Genomic DNA, 13,706 nt, shown 5'->3' with positions numbered 1-13,706 from the left:
CCGGAGGAAGCGCTGCAGCCGATTCACCGATCCGTCAATCACACGAAAGCAGGCCGCCGATGACCAAACGCATCCTGAACGTGGTCACCAACGTGGCCCACTACGACGAGCCCGAGCACCCGACCGGCCTATGGCTGTCGGAACTCACCCACGCGTGGCGCGTCTTCGACGAGCACGGCTTGGAGCAGACCCTCGTCAGCCCCTCCGGCGGCAAGGTCCCGCTGGAGCCCAGAGCGCTAAAGTTCCCCAACTACGACAAGACCGCCAAGGCCTGGCGCGCCGACCCGGGCAAGATGGCACTCCTGGAAAACACCCGCAGCCCCGACGAGATCGACTCAGCCGACTACGACGCGATCTACTTCACCGGGGGCCACGCTGTCATGTACGACTTCCCCGATAGCATTGGGCTGCAACGCATCACCCGTGAGATCTACGAACGCGGGGACATCGTCGCCTCGGTGTGCCACGGCTACTGCGGACTTCTCAACACCACGCTTTCCGACGGCTCCTACCTCATCGCGGGCAAGAAGATGACGGGCTTCTCTTGGCGAGAAGAGGTCCTCGCCCGCGTCGACAAGCTCGTTCCCTACAACGCGGAGCAACGAGCCAAAGATCGTGGCGCGCTCTACGAAAAAGCCAAACTTCCCTTCATCTCCTACGCCGTCGTCGACGGCAACCTCGTCACCGGACAGAATCCAGCCTCGGCCAAGGAGACGGCCAAAAAGCTCGCGTCGCTTCTCCGGTAGATCAGCGGCTGCCCCAAACAGCCGCAACCGGCCGAGCGGCTGACCGAGCCGTGCGGCGGGCGTTAACCCCGTCAGCGGCCGCAGCCGACTAGCAAATGGCAGCCGGGGCGCCGGTGAGGGGGCAGTAGGGAGGCACACAACTCACCGACGTCGTCGAGACGGCAAAGGCGAGCAACACCGTAAACAAGATTTTCGTGACCTTGTTCATAACCGGAGATTATAGGTCCAGCCACCGTCCCGCGGGGACGGGTCAGGCAGCTCTCCCATCCGGGTAACGGCTCGAAGTGCGCGCGTGCAAAAGGAATCGTTGCGCCAACTGCATAAGTTCTTCCGAGCCAAGGCGGCCAGCGTGGCTCTCGAAGAACTTCAAGCTTGCATCGCTACACTCCGCAAACTCAGCGGTGTCCCCGAATCGCCAGTTCCAAATCCGCTGCGGAAGGCCGACGGCGACCGGTGATCGAGTCTGGTCACCCCGACATTTGACCGAGCAGCTAGCCGCTGCCACACCTTCTTCTCCCCCGTCAGGGCAGAGGCGTCTCGTCGCGACACTGCGAAGTTGCGGGCTGGCGGTGCTCTCCTTTCTCTGCGGCAACACAGGGCACAGCGCGACTCAAGAGGCGACTCGTAGCCATATTTCGGTACAGGTCTGTCGCGCTCGAGTCAGGCGGGCGGGCGACACTCGGGAGGCTTGATAGAAGTTGCGTTCGATCATCCAGCACAGAGCCTCAGCGATGGCCGCCGATTTGTCGGGCCCCTTACCGGCCGGCACACCCATGTGCTCGAGTATCGCGGTGATCGCAACGACGAAGATGTCGGCTGTCTGTTTCCACAGTGCATCGAGTTGCGGAACGGTGGCCGCGAGGTCGATCGCCGTGCGCATGACGACGCCGTGCTCGCGCCAGAGATCCTCGGTCCGTCGCATGGCGGTATCGATCGCCTTCGCCCCGCTGGCGGCGTCCTCGGTTGCGGCCCGCGACTTCTCGTGGAGCACCGCGACGGTGCGGGCGAACAACGCGGTGATGACTTCCTGCTTGGATCCGAAATAGAAGTAGAGCGCTCCGCGGGTGATGCCGGCGCGTGCGGCGATGTCGGCGATCGTCATCGCGTCATAGCCGATGGCGCCCAGTAACTCCTCGGCCGCGTCCAGGATCGCGGCCTCGCGGAGGTCACCTTTGCGCGGTTCGCCCGCTCGTCGCCGGGTCAACTCGCCGCAATCTGATGGCCCTCGGGGAAATCGGTGCTGCGCGACAACGACTCCCAGGCCGCGATGTCAGCGTCGACCGCGTCGCGTCCGGCGCGGATCAGCCGGAGCGCATCGGATCCCAGTACGAGGTGGCGGGGTGGCTGCGCAGCTTCGACGGCGGTCAGTATGGCCGTCGCGGCCTTTGCCGGATCACCGAGCTGGTTGCCGTTGGCGCGCAGCCGTGCCGAACGGATCGGCTCGAACACCGCGTCGTAGTCATCGATAGCGCGTTCGGCGCGGACCATCGACCGGCCCGCCCAATCCGTCCGGAACGACCCGGGTTCGATTGCGGTGACGTGGATCCCGAACCCGGCAACTTCCTTGCCGATGCTCTCCAGCAGGCCTTCGAGCGCATACTTGCTGGCGCAATACACCGAGAGCCCCGGTACCGTCATCAACCCGCCCATCGAAGTGACGGCCATGATGTGCCCGCCCCGCCGCTTCCGCATGTACGGCAGCACCGACTGCACGGTGGCGGCAGCCCCGAAGAAATTGGTCTCAAACTGCGCGCGCACCTCCGACAGCGGCGTCTCCTCGAAGACGCCTTCCAATCCGTAACCGGCATTGGCGATCAGGACATCGATAGGCCCGATGGACGCTTCGGCTTCGGCGACGGTGTCGATGACCGCCGCGTGGTCGGTGACGTCGAGGATCCGGCCGTGGGCCTTCGCGTCCAGTGCTTCGAAAGGGGCTAAATCGGCGGTCTTGCGCACCGTGCCGATGACGGTGTGGCCGGCTTCCAGCGCACCGTGCGCAAAGGCGCGGCCGAGTCCGCTGCTCACACCGGTGATGAAGAACGTCTTGGGCATGACCCGAACCTACGCAAAAATCAACGCTGTGTCGAGTTTTTTCATCTCTACGTTGATTACGCAGGTGGCGCCGATCGATGACGAATCGCGCGACGCGGTGACCACACGCTGGGTCGCGTCCCGGCGAGCACGCGGCCGATCCATCGTTCGGCCTGCACGACATGGGGGCCGAAAACGAGCCGTACCAGTCGATCATCTGCCTAGCGCAAGCAGTCTTGACGACCCAGCTGGCGAGGTACGCGGGTCCGGGGGCTTGCGTCATTCGGAAGCTGCTAATTACAACTTGGGCCGCAATGTGTTGTCACGGTGTTGTTTTGGCGAGTGTTGAACTTCAGTCGAAACGCGGTTCAGTCTCCGAGTTCCTCCGCGGGCGTGAGGCGGGCCTGGAGCATGAAATTCCGGGTAACAGCGTGGTTATCAGGGCATCCGCGTGCGCGGATATCCACTTAGATGATTGCGGATCGTGTCCGGTGAGAAGGCGCACTTCGGGCGCGTTGCTGTAGGGAGTCGATGCCCCGCCGACGAGCAGGTAGTAGACGATGTCGCTGTCGATGGGAGCGGCCACCCCGGCCTCGCGCAGTAGCGTCCACGCGGATGCAACGGCATCAAAGAGTGGCTTGACGTGAGTTTTGGTCAACCAAGCAAGTCTGTCGGAGTCGGCGGTTCCCTCATGGACCATGATTTGGTTGAGTTCGGGATGTCGGGCGGCAAATGCCACGAACCGCCGTATGCCGTCAGCGAAGTCCACTGCCAATTGCGCTGCGTCGATGTTGGTCGGACCAGTTGGGAAGAGCCCAGCCATCTCCTCGCCGAGTAGCGCAAATAAGTGGTCCACGGCTGCGGTCCACAGCGCCATCTTCGATTCGAAGTGGTAATTGATCTGGGGCTGGTGCGCGTCTACCCGCGCTGCAATCGCACGGGTGGATGCGCCGTCGAAGCCTTTGGCTCCGAACTCGACCAGTGCCGCGTTCAATAGTGCTTCGCGGATATCAGTTCGCACCCGACGCTGGCGTGGTGCGTGTTGGGGCGCTTTGGTTTTCATTGCGTCACGTTACTGGCGATTCGAGAGGACGCGAATCAGGCGGGATCGGGTGCGTCCCAGGGCACGGTGGTCGACACCCAGTGAACGATCTCTTCCTCTTGATCATTGCGGTAGAGGTGAGCCGGTGGCTGCGCGAAAGTCGCGTAAGGGCGGCAACGCACGACGACCCGATCCTCCTCAGCGGCCTTGGCGGCAACGATCGGACGCGCTTCCTCGGGGAGTGGCTCACCCGACATCCGACCAGCGACGGCCATCATTACATCGACCACCAGATCGTGGTCTCGCTCGATGGTGGCGTCTGTGTACACCTGCAGATATGCGAAGGGCCAGCGTTCATCAAGAATGCAGAGGCTCACCTTGCCGTCTCTCTCGACCATCCGGGCCTTGCCACGAGCGGCCATCGTGGACACCAGCAGTTCGTCGTTGTCGGTCGGTATGTAGTACACGATCGACATCGCCGGACCGTCGTTTCGCCGGCGGTAACCGTAAACACAGGTGCGATGGGTACGCACGAATTCTCGCCGCTCCGAGGGGAGCAGATCGCGATCAGTGGGAACCGTGAATGGCTCCGGCGCGAGGGGAAGCAGCATGACGCCAATCCTTCATCTTTGGTAGGCGATCCGGGGATGGTGCTAGCTTCCTCGGAGCGTTATTATCAGTCGATAATAATGCTGGGGCCGCAGAGGTGCAACCTTGCCCTGGCCTCTAACAAGCAGCCGCCATGAACCCAGACGAGCGCACAAAGATGTAGAGGGATCCCACATCGCATGCGCCGCATTCTGTTCGTGGCGACACACGACAAGTTCGGCACCACTGTCGAGGAGGGCGTCGAAGACCGGGTCGATCTTGGCCCCGGGCACACCGAAGACATATCGAACTCCATATGCGTGCAATGTCTCGACCACCCGCTGAGCCGAGCGCGCTTCGTTTTCGCCCGTCTTCAGCCGCCCTCGGTCTGGCGGATCTGACCGTCCAGATTCGGCTGGTTTAATTCGGCGCCAAGGAAGCCCGGGGTGCGCTGCAGACTCAGATGCAGTTCGGTGCGCACGCCAATCTCGACGGTTCCCCGAACCAGTTGGTAGTCAAGGGTATGTCCGCCATGCCGGTGCTCGGCGTCGATGAAGTGCGAGTGGTAGCCAGCCACCGAGATGCCCTGCTCGTAGTCGGGCATGCGGAATCCGACCAACGTCCCAGTCACGTCGGTAAACGTCACCTCCTGCTGATCCTCGGTGGCCTCGGTGAAGGGCCGGAACGGCGGATGCTGCTCCGTGACGGTGCGGGTGCGAATCGTGCTGAAATCACCGGTAACACGAACGGCGACCATGAGATTCGTGCTCTCCAGAGCTTCGTCAATCCGCGCTTTGAGCGCGCCGCGGTCATGTGGGGCCGAGACGTCTATCGTCCGGTCGGGGTGAAACCAGGTCACTGCGGCGAATGGAGTCAGTTCATCGAGATCGGCGAGCGCGGCACTGCCGTCCGCGCGCAGTTGGTAGCAGACCCCATCGAGCACCAGCATTTCGCCGTCTAGACGGTTGAAGGTGCCGAGACCAAAGTCTCCATGGCGCAATAATTCACGGACCGTGACGTTTCCCTCGTACACGCCATCCAGCAGTGCTCCCATTGTCGAGGTCTGGAAGATCTCTTGAGCCCAACAATGGTCAGAGGCTGCCACTTCAGAGTTCCTCCCCCTCGTTGAGATCCGCCGGTTCGCCGCGGAGCCCACGGATGATGATTTGGTTGTCTTGTTCCACGGTCAGCTCAGTCTCCAGGACAGAAGTACAGCAAGGCATTACACAGCGCGGCGGTGTCGCGGCCGGCTCGCATCACGGTGCGGTCGGGCCGAACGATCGCGGCGGTAGCACGGCCTCGCCGCAGCCAGCGGTCGAGTTCACAGCCGGGTTTGACCGATAAGACGACGGCCCCGCGGTGGTCAAGTTCGATGCGCTGGCCCTTCGTCAGCGGTAAGGACGTGATCAGCGCGAACCGATTTCCGACGACGTTGTCGAACCGAGCACCGTTGTCTAGCACCGGGTTCGGACACAGCGTGCCTGCAAGGTCTCGGCGGAGACGGGATTTGACAACGAGCGCCGATCTGCGCAGAGCCGGGGTTCTGCTGTTGACGATCCTGCCCCGCATGCCGGGGACGAGGTGCAGGCGCGGGACAACAGTGCGTCGGATCGCGTCCCCGATGCCACCGCCGGCGGTCATGGCCCACCCCATCCCGAGGGCAAGGGCGATCAACGCGCGCGCATGTGGTTTGCGCTCTTGCTCGTAGGTTTCCAGGACCTCCTCGGGCAAGTCTTCGCCGAGTACACCGGCCAGCTTCCAGGCTAGGTTCATCGCGTCCCGGAGCCCTGCTCCCATGCCTTGTCCGATGAACGGCGGTGTGAGATGGGCTGCGTCGCCGAGGAGAAACACGTTGCGATCCCGCCACCGGTTCGCCAGCTGGGCACGGAAGGTGTATTCGGCCACCCGCACCAGTTCGAGGTCTTCGTCGGCTACGTCGCCGACCCACGGTGAGATCAGGCTACGAAGCGCAGCACAGCTGCGGTAATCGTCGGCAGTTTCGCCGGGCAGCAGCCGAAATTCCCATCGGTAGCGAGTGGCCCCGATGCGCATGTACGTCGCGGCTCGCACCGGACTGCATACCTGATACACGCCGTCCCACTGATTGAGATCGACGTCGGTAGCCACGTCGACGACCAGCCAGCGTTGCTCAAAGTGCAGATCGTCCATCGCGGCCCCGATCGCCGACCGCACCACACTGTTCGCGCCATCGCAGCCCAGAACGTAATCCGCATCGACGACGTGTCCCTCGCCGGTGGCGCGATCGGCGAACGTCACTCGCAGGCGCCCCACCTCTGTTTGGGTCACATCGGTGACTTCCGAATTGCCTCTCATAACGGCGCCGGGAAAGTTCTTTAGATTCCTGCGCAGCAGCGCCTCGAACTCCGGCTGATCAAACATGTTGGCTTGCGGGAATCCATGGACACTTTCGGCTGGATCGCGGTTGAACTGAGCGAGCACTCCGAACTCGGGATCGAGAAGTCGCAGGCCCAACGCCGGGCGCGAGATCGCAGCGAATTCATCGTTGATACCTAGCCGAGCCAGGATGCGACGAACCTCGTCGTCGAGATGGACAGCACGGGGTTGCGGATAGACATCGTCCCAGCGCTCCAGGACAAGGCAACGAATGCCATGCTGAGCCAACAACGTCGCGGCGGTGATCCCGGTCGGGCCGGCACCCACGATGACAACCGGCACGGATTCTTCCGCATGCTTGTACGCGGGTGAATCCGTCATTTCCGCTCCTTGCTTGCGGTTTGGTGCATATCGATCAGCAGTAGTCCAAAGATGTGGCGCCGGTGCTCATTTCGCAAATCTCACCACATTGCGCTGTGTGCCGAGGTCGATGGCGCCATCATCGGTTGCAATGGCGGTTTCGACGACATCGCCGTCGCGCAGGTACTTCGGGTTTTTGGCTTGGGCGTTGAAGAACGCTTTCCATTTCACCGCGGGCGGCAGCAGCGACGCGATGATCTGCACGGGCTTGGGCGGGGCGCTGAGCGCGGTGCCGACCGGGGTGCCGGTCAAGACCAGATCGCCCGGGTCGAGGCGCTGGAACCGCGCCAACGCCTGCAATGCCTGCACCGGTGGGTAGATCATGTCGCCGTCGACGCGCATGTCCTGGCGAACCTGACCGTTGACTCGCAGCTGAAGCCGCAGGTCGCCGAAGCGCTTCAGCTCGTCAGCGTCGAGCAGTACCAGTGCGGGACCGACCGGGGTGAACGTCGGGTACGACTTAGACTCGTAGAACTGGGTTTTCGGCAGCTGGATATCACGCGCCGACACATCGTTGGTCACCACCGCGCCTGCAATGTAATTCGCCAGGTTCGCCTCGCTGATGGCTGCGCCGACGGGCAGCTCCTGGCCGATGACCAGACCGATCTCGACCTCGTAGTCCAGGAAACGAACGTGGTCGGGCTTGACGATGTCGTCGAACGGTCCAGTGATCGAACCAGATGCCTTGCGGAAGAACGTCAGTGGGATGGTGTTGGGATCCATGCCCGCGTCTTTGACGTGCGACGCGAAATTGGTCATCTGCGCCACCACCCGACACGGCGCCGTCACCGGAGACAAAAGGTTCACGCCTTCGACAGGCACAGTGTCGGAACTGGAGGCGGCCGCGTCGATGGCGGCACGGTCGGCCAGCAGCTCCCGCGTAGTGGTGGCGTGGGTGTTGACCTTGACGGCGCCAGTCGCGGTTTGGACCCACCAGGCGTCGGCAGTGCGCAGGATCGAGATGGTCATGAGTTAGCTACTTTCATCAGGCCGATAAGACGGTGGATATCGAATTCGTTGCGGTGGCGAAGCGCGCTGATCATCGAGCGCGCCTCGTGCGGAAGGGCTTTGGGATTGGTGCCGAGGAAGTCCTTGCTGGCGGGAGGCCCCCACTGCGCCAGGCCGGAGGCGGTGAACGGCGCCCAGCCCGGCTCCAGCGTGCAATCGAACATGTCGCCGTCGCTGAAGTGCTCCACCAAGAAGCCGTCCGGGTCGCGCCAGTAGTCGAAGATCTGGCTGCCCTGGATGTGGCGGCCGATCCCCCAGGATTGTTGGTAGCCATGGTCTTTCAGATACTCGCCGCCGGCGGCTAGGGCGTCGAGGTCACATACCTGATACGCCGAGTGCACATAGCGGTTGCTCGGCCCCAGCGCCATCGCGAGAGTGCTTCGCGCAAACGAGGCCGACAAAATCTGCCGACGGCCCCTCCCCGAGATCGATGGCCTGACGCGGCCCGACTCAGCCGCGTGAGGTCGGAACCCTTCGGCTTGACCGTGCGCCCGCCCCGTGCGGGCGCACAGCACGCAATTACGACTCGGGTCCGTGCTTTCCCCCGCGACGTAATCGCCGATTGTTATCCACAGCCCGACGAGCAAGCACCAAGATGTGTCAGTCGCTCCGCTTAGCATGCGGTCATGACGAACTGGATCAATACCGTCAGCCGTGACCATGTCGAAGCGGGGGTCCGCGGCCGCTTCACCCAGGCTAACCACGGCAAGCCGCACATGCTTCGCAAGATGGCAAAAGGTGACTGGATTGTCTTCTACTCACCCAAGACCGTCTACCCCGACGGCGAGCCACTACAGGCCTTCACCGCTATTGGACAAGTTGCCGACGACGAGCCATATCGAGCGGAGATGACGCCTGACTTTCAGCCGTGGCGCCGCAAAGTCGACTTCCTCGACTGCACGCAGACACCGATCCGACCGCTGATCGACCAACTCGACTTCATCGAAGATAAGGCTCGGTGGGGCTACAAGTTTCGGTTCGGAGTGTTCAAGATCGATGATCACGACCTGGAGGTGATCCGCTCGGCGATGACCGACTCATGAGTTATCCACTAGTCGTACCGATCATGGCGTTGATATCGCGACTGGCGTCGTCGAGGTGATCGGCGTCGTACTCCAGACGCCCAGCCAGCCCACCAAGCACCACGCGTACGGCGCAGATCCAAAAGCTGCCATTGACCAATGTCACCATTTGGTGTTGACTGCATTGCATGACGGGCGGTGTTCCGGCTCGCGGGTCATTGCGGTCCCGCGGCGCGGCAGCGGTAAGTACGTACACCCTTCGGCCGATCACCAGCGTGATCCCGCCCGAGCGGGCATGGGGGCTGTGGCTTTCGCGCCAGATCGTCGCCCGGATCATGGGAACGTTCGGCCCCTCGCTGTCCGGCACCCGCGTCCAATCGGTGGACACCAGGCTGCCCGACGGCCGCCGCGTCAAGGGCGAATGGGTCTTCGGCCCGCGCACCCCGACGAGCGAGCACTCGCGCCCGTCCAGCATCGCCGAAGCGATCTACTACATACACGGCAGCGGCTACGCGGTGTGTTCGCCAAAGACGCACCGCCGCTTGACATCCTGGCTGTCGTCGCTGACCGGTCTGCCGGTGTTCTGCGTGGACTACCGACTGGCCCCGCGTCATCGCTTCCCCACCGCCGCCGACGACGTGCGCGCCGGCTGGGACTGGCTGATCAACACCTGCGGTGTGCCGCCCGAACAGATGGTGATCGCCGGTGACTCGGCCGGCGGTCACCTGTCGGTCGACCTACTGCTGCAACCGGGGGTCGAACACCCCGCCGCCATGGTGTTGTTCTCCCCCCTCTATGACCTGACGTTCGAGCTGGCCAAGGCGCGAGAACGGATTCGCCCCGATCCGGCCACCCGCGCGGCCAACGCGATCCGGCTGGTGGGCCTCTACCACAGCGGCGTCGACCTCACCCATGAGCGGCTGACGCTCGACGTCGCCCGCGGTCCCGTGCTTCCGCCCACACTGATCCAGGCCGGCGGAGCCGAAATGCTGCAAGCGGACGCCCACCAACTCGCCGCCGACATCCGCACCGCCGGCGGCAGATGCGAACTACAGATCTGGCCGCACCAGGTGCACGTCTTTCAGGCGTTGCCGCGCATGACGCCCGAAGCCGCCAAGGCCATGGCCTATGTCGCGCGGTTCATCACCCACGCCCTGCAGGATGCCCGTGCCCTCACCCAGGAGGTGCACTGACATGTTGGACCGGCTGCTGCACCGATCGAAGACCAGCCGCGGCGCCCTGGCGGTGGTGACCGGCGCCGGAAGCGGCATCGGTGCAGCCTTCGCCCTCGAACTGGGCAAGCGCGGCGGCACCGTCGTGTGCAGCGATATCGACCAAGCCGCCGCCCAGCGGACGGCCGACGCGATCACCGAACACGGCGCGAAAGCCCTCGCAACCCGTTGTGATGTCTCGCAATTCGGCGACGTGCAGGCGCTGGCCGAGCAGTCGCAGTCCTGGTTCGGCGCCCCACCCACACTGGTGATCAACAACGCCGGTGTCGGCGCCGGCGGCGCGGCCATCGGTGATGCGCCACTGGACGATTGGCAGTGGACGCTCGGAATCAACCTGTGGGGTCCCATTCACGGCTGCCATGTGTTCACCCCGATCCTGCGCGACGCCGCGCCGTCGGCCGCGCCGCGGGGCATCATCAACGTGGCCTCAGCCGCGGCGTTCGGCGCGGCCCCCGGCATGGCTGCCTACAACGTCAGCAAGGCGGGTGTGCTGTCACTGTCCGAGACCCTGGCCGCCGAGCTGTCCGGCACGCCGGTGCGGGTCACCGTGCTGTGCCCGACGTTCGTCAAGACGAACATCCTCGAATCCGGGCGAATCAGCGAGGAATCCGGCGAACTGGCCGCAAAACTGATGCGCTGGACCGGGTTCTCCGCGGACAAAGTCGCCCGCATCTGCTTGGACGCGCACGACCGCGGCGACCTGTACTGCATGCCGCAGCTCGACGCACAAATCGGCTGGCATATCAAACGCCTTGCCCCGCAGGCCTATACGCGAGCGGCCGGCCTGGTGTCCCGAATCAACCTGCCCTGATCACCCGACGGAAAGGAGCCTCCGGTGGCCATCGACATGGAAGCCATGCTCGCCAAGATCAAGGATCGACAGTGGGCGCTCGCCGACATCGATTGGGACGCGCCCGGCGCCGACATGATCAGTGACGAACAGCGGCCACAGCTCAAGGCGTTCATGGCCGACCTGTGCTGGATCGAGAACATCGGCGCCAGGGGATTCGCGGCACTGGCGAAGAAGGCGCCCACCCCGACCATCGCCGAGATCTACCGCTACTTTCACGCCGAGGAGCAGCGGCACGCCAACGCCGAACTGGCGCTGATGAAACGCTGGGGCATGCTCACCGACGGTGAGATTCCCGAGCCGAACGTGAACATCCGGCTGGCGATCGACTGGTTGGACCGCTGGGCCGACGACATGCCGCTGTCGCTGCTGGGCACCGTCATCCCGATGCTCGAGGTGGCACTGGACGGCGCCCTGTTGAAATTTCTCCTCGACGAGGTGCACGACCCCATCTGCCATCAGGTCTTCGAGAAGATCAACAATGACGAATCCCGCCATCTCGTCGTCGATTTCGAAGTCCTCGACATGATCGGGCACGCCAAGGTCCGGCGGTTGCTCATCGACTTCGTCGGTCACCATGCCACCCCGGGCCTCATCATCGGTGCGATCACCGGCGCACCGCTGATCAACCGGATCCGCAACGAGATCACCGCCATGGGCATGGAGCCGGAGCGGCTCTACCGGGCGGTGAAACGATTCAAAGAGCTTGGCGATCGCGGCGAACGCACCACTCGGGTGCCGACCTATCGTTTCCTGAGGCGCTACGCCGGAGTGGTCACCAACCCACGCCACCCCTACCACCTGCTGGCGAATTCGATGGTGTGGCTTTCCGACCGGTATCCGCGGCTGCTGCTTCCGCGTGTGCCATCCTGGGTGGAAGAACTCACCCACGAGCCGGCGGCGTGAGCATGGCACGCGATCACGCCCACGCGGCGCTCATCATCGGAGCCGGCTTCACCGGTCTGGGTGCGGCGATCCGACTGGCCGAGGCCGGAGTCGACGACATCGTGATTCTGGAGCGCGCCGACCGGGTCGGCGGAACCTGGCGTGACACAACGTATCCCGGTGCCAGCTGCGATGTTCCCTCGCTGCTGTATTCCTACTCGTTCGTCAAGAACCCGACCTGGTCGCGAACCTACTCGCCGGCCCCCGAGATCTATCGCCACCTCGAGGACATGGCGGACCGGTTCGACATTCGCCGGCGCATCAGGTTCGGCCACGAGGTCAGCGGTTTGGCCTTCGACGAGGACGCCGGCGTGTGGACCGCCACCACCAAGAACCGCAAGAAGTTCCGCGCCCGCACCGTGGTGCTGGCGTCAGGTCCCCTGTCCGACGTCAGCTTCCCCGACATCCGTGGGCTGGACAGCTACCGCGGGCACAAGATCCACAGCGCGCGCTGGGACCACGACTACGACTTCGCGGGCAAGCGGGTCGCGGTCATCGGGACCGGCGCCAGCGCCATCCAGATCATCCCCGAACTGGTCAAGCAGGCCGGGTTCGTCAAGGTGTTTCAGCGCACCCCGTGCTGGGTGCTGCCGCGGCTGGACGTCGCCACCCCACCGGCTGTCCAGGCGTTGTTCGCGAAAGTCCCTGCCGCACAGGAACTTGCCCGCCAGGCGCTGTACTGGGGCCACGAAGCCAGCGCCACCGCGCTGGTGTGGGACACGCCGTTGACGTCGCTGGTCGCCCGGCTCGGAAAGGCGCATCTGCGCGCTCAGGTGAAGGATCCGTGGCTGCGCCGTCAGCTGACGCCGGACTTCCGGCCCGGCTGCAAGCGCATGCTGGTCTCGAGCGACTACTACCCGGCGCTGCAACGCGACAACTGCAAGCTCATCGACTGGCCGATCGCCACGTTGAGCCCGGCCGGCATTCGCACCAGTGACGGCATCGAGCACCACCTCGACTGCATCGTGTTCGCCACCGGCTACGACGTGCACCTGACCGGTCCGCCGTTTCCGGTCACCGGGCTTGGGGGACGATCGCTGGCCGCCGAATGGGCCGGTGGCGCACAGGCTTACAAGAGCATCAACGTGCACGGCTACCCGAACCTGTTCGTGATGACCGGCCCCAACTCCGGGCCCGGGCACAACTCGCTGCTGGTCTACATCGAGGGCCAGCTGGACTACGCGGTCCGCGGCATCACCACCATTCTCAACGACGACCTGCGCTACCTCGATGTGCGCGAAGAGGTTCAACGCCGCCACAACGAGGTCATTCAACGCCGGCTCACCAAGACGACCTGGATGTCGGGGTGCCGAAGTTGGTACCTCACCAAGGACGGATTCAACGGGTCGATGTATCCCGGCTTCGCCACGCAGTATCTTCGCCAGATGAGCGATTTCCGGTACCAGGACTATCAGGCCGTGGCGCGGCGCGCCCGCACACCCGCCGCCTCCTCCGCCTGAGCCGACG

At 64.0% G+C, this 13,706-nt stretch carries 15 protein-coding genes and 1 pseudogene; 7 read left to right on the top strand and 9 right to left on the bottom strand.

All coding sequences use genetic code 11. The features are described from left to right. The first annotated feature begins 59 nt into the window (after window positions 1–59). On the top strand, window positions 60–746 hold the full coding sequence (locus H7I87_RS10800; protein ID WP_023882521.1) for a type 1 glutamine amidotransferase domain-containing protein: 687 nt from the start codon (window positions 60–62) through the stop codon (window positions 744–746). A gap of 610 nt (window positions 747–1,356) precedes the next feature. Here the strand turns inward: H7I87_RS10800 and H7I87_RS10795 are convergent. The 5 genes from H7I87_RS10795 to H7I87_RS29165 all read right to left on the bottom strand — a co-directional run bounded on the left by H7I87_RS10795 (window position 1,357) and on the right by H7I87_RS29165 (window position 4,700). Beyond that, entirely contained in the window at window positions 1,357–1,950 is a 594-nt protein-coding gene (locus tag H7I87_RS10795; protein WP_003875965.1) for a TetR/AcrR family transcriptional regulator, read from the bottom strand. Then, window positions 1,947–2,798, bottom strand: a complete 852-nt coding sequence (locus tag H7I87_RS10790; RefSeq protein WP_023882520.1) for an oxidoreductase — start codon at window positions 2,796–2,798, stop codon at window positions 1,947–1,949. The genes H7I87_RS10795 and H7I87_RS10790 overlap by 4 nt, the downstream gene beginning before the upstream one ends. Before the next feature lie 331 nt (window positions 2,799–3,129). After that, the gene (locus H7I87_RS10785) at window positions 3,130–3,840 is read right to left on the bottom strand and encodes a TetR/AcrR family transcriptional regulator (RefSeq protein ID WP_024637172.1); all 711 of its coding nucleotides are present in this window, start codon (window positions 3,838–3,840) and stop codon (window positions 3,130–3,132) included. A gap of 35 nt (window positions 3,841–3,875) precedes the next feature. Beyond that, on the bottom strand, window positions 3,876–4,430 hold the full coding sequence (locus H7I87_RS10780) for a pyridoxamine 5'-phosphate oxidase family protein (RefSeq protein ID WP_019732306.1): 555 nt from the start codon (window positions 4,428–4,430) through the stop codon (window positions 3,876–3,878). A 42-nt stretch (window positions 4,431–4,472) separates the two neighbouring features. Further along, window positions 4,473–4,700 (bottom strand): hypothetical protein, encoded by a 228-nt coding sequence (locus H7I87_RS29165; protein ID WP_230488813.1) that lies wholly within the window; start codon window positions 4,698–4,700, stop codon window positions 4,473–4,475. Here H7I87_RS29165 and H7I87_RS29160 point away from each other — a divergent pair. Beyond that, window positions 4,608–4,808: a hypothetical protein gene (locus tag H7I87_RS29160; RefSeq protein WP_023900957.1), complete on the top strand. Its 201-nt coding sequence runs from the start codon at window positions 4,608–4,610 to the stop codon at window positions 4,806–4,808. The two genes, H7I87_RS29165 and H7I87_RS29160, sit on opposite strands and share 93 nt — an antisense overlap. On the opposite strand, the gene budA is transcribed toward H7I87_RS29160, so the two are convergent. From budA to H7I87_RS10750, 4 genes and pseudogenes are all read right to left on the bottom strand, one after another. After that, window positions 4,781–5,512, bottom strand: a complete 732-nt coding sequence (budA, locus tag H7I87_RS10765; protein ID WP_023882519.1) for an acetolactate decarboxylase — start codon at window positions 5,510–5,512, stop codon at window positions 4,781–4,783. The genes H7I87_RS29160 and budA overlap by 28 nt on opposite strands. Before the next feature lie 86 nt (window positions 5,513–5,598). Then, entirely contained in the window at window positions 5,599–7,143 is a 1,545-nt protein-coding gene (mhpA, locus tag H7I87_RS10760) for a bifunctional 3-(3-hydroxy-phenyl)propionate/3-hydroxycinnamic acid hydroxylase MhpA (protein WP_019732308.1), read from the bottom strand. A 66-nt stretch (window positions 7,144–7,209) separates the two neighbouring features. After that, on the bottom strand, window positions 7,210–8,151 hold the full coding sequence (locus tag H7I87_RS10755; RefSeq protein WP_019732309.1) for a fumarylacetoacetate hydrolase family protein: 942 nt from the start codon (window positions 8,149–8,151) through the stop codon (window positions 7,210–7,212). After that, window positions 8,148–8,567 (bottom strand): annotated as a pseudogene (locus tag H7I87_RS10750) (VOC family protein); the annotation flags it as partial. The gene H7I87_RS10755 and the pseudogene H7I87_RS10750, both read right to left, overlap by 4 nt. A gap of 249 nt (window positions 8,568–8,816) precedes the next feature. On the opposite strand from H7I87_RS10750, the gene H7I87_RS10745 reads away from it, so the two are divergent. The 5 genes from H7I87_RS10745 to H7I87_RS10725 all read left to right on the top strand — a co-directional run bounded on the left by H7I87_RS10745 (window position 8,817) and on the right by H7I87_RS10725 (window position 13,699). Beyond that, a complete protein-coding gene (locus tag H7I87_RS10745; RefSeq protein WP_019732311.1) occupies window positions 8,817–9,233 on the top strand; it encodes an EVE domain-containing protein in 417 nt (138 codons plus the stop codon). A gap of 167 nt (window positions 9,234–9,400) precedes the next feature. Then, the gene (locus tag H7I87_RS10740; RefSeq protein ID WP_023898327.1) at window positions 9,401–10,405 is read left to right on the top strand and encodes an alpha/beta hydrolase; all 1,005 of its coding nucleotides are present in this window, start codon (window positions 9,401–9,403) and stop codon (window positions 10,403–10,405) included. A gap of 1 nt (window position 10,406) precedes the next feature. Next, complete coding sequence (locus tag H7I87_RS10735; RefSeq protein ID WP_023868737.1) at window positions 10,407–11,255, top strand: SDR family NAD(P)-dependent oxidoreductase; 849 nt, start codon at window positions 10,407–10,409, stop codon at window positions 11,253–11,255. A gap of 24 nt (window positions 11,256–11,279) precedes the next feature. After that, window positions 11,280–12,200 (top strand): hypothetical protein, encoded by a 921-nt coding sequence (locus H7I87_RS10730; RefSeq protein WP_023865606.1) that lies wholly within the window; start codon window positions 11,280–11,282, stop codon window positions 12,198–12,200. Next, the gene (locus tag H7I87_RS10725; protein ID WP_033726755.1) at window positions 12,197–13,699 is read left to right on the top strand and encodes a flavin-containing monooxygenase; all 1,503 of its coding nucleotides are present in this window, start codon (window positions 12,197–12,199) and stop codon (window positions 13,697–13,699) included. Before H7I87_RS10730 ends, H7I87_RS10725 begins: the two co-directional genes overlap by 4 nt. Window positions 13,700–13,706: the final 7 nt, after the last annotated feature.

This window comes from Mycobacterium timonense, from assembly GCF_025821985.1.
GTDB classification, from domain to species: Bacteria; Actinomycetota; Actinomycetes; order Mycobacteriales; family Mycobacteriaceae; genus Mycobacterium; species Mycobacterium avium.
This window is presented reverse-complemented; position numbering and strand designations above follow the sequence as displayed.

Bases quoted from the DNA above. Each gene is read 5' to 3' on its own strand.
- H7I87_RS10790 (WP_023882520.1), bottom strand. From the start codon at position 2,798: ATGCCCAAGACGTTCTTCATCACCGGTGTGAGCAGCGGACTCGGCCGC.
- H7I87_RS10735 (WP_023868737.1), top strand. From the start codon at position 10,407: ATGTTGGACCGGCTGCTGCACCGATCGAAGACCAGCCGCGGCGCCCTG.
- H7I87_RS10745 (WP_019732311.1), top strand. From the start codon at position 8,817: ATGACGAACTGGATCAATACCGTCAGCCGTGACCATGTCGAAGCGGGG.
- H7I87_RS29160 (WP_023900957.1), top strand. From the start codon at position 4,608: ATGCGCCGCATTCTGTTCGTGGCGACACACGACAAGTTCGGCACCACT.
- H7I87_RS10755 (WP_019732309.1), bottom strand. From the start codon at position 8,151: ATGACCATCTCGATCCTGCGCACTGCCGACGCCTGGTGGGTCCAAACC.
- mhpA (WP_019732308.1), bottom strand. From the start codon at position 7,143: ATGACGGATTCACCCGCGTACAAGCATGCGGAAGAATCCGTGCCGGTT.
- H7I87_RS10740 (WP_023898327.1), top strand. From the start codon at position 9,401: ATGACGGGCGGTGTTCCGGCTCGCGGGTCATTGCGGTCCCGCGGCGCG.
- H7I87_RS10785 (WP_024637172.1), bottom strand. From the start codon at position 3,840: ATGAAAACCAAAGCGCCCCAACACGCACCACGCCAGCGTCGGGTGCGA.
- H7I87_RS10800 (WP_023882521.1), top strand. From the start codon at position 60: ATGACCAAACGCATCCTGAACGTGGTCACCAACGTGGCCCACTACGAC.
- H7I87_RS10780 (WP_019732306.1), bottom strand. From the start codon at position 4,430: ATGCTGCTTCCCCTCGCGCCGGAGCCATTCACGGTTCCCACTGATCGC.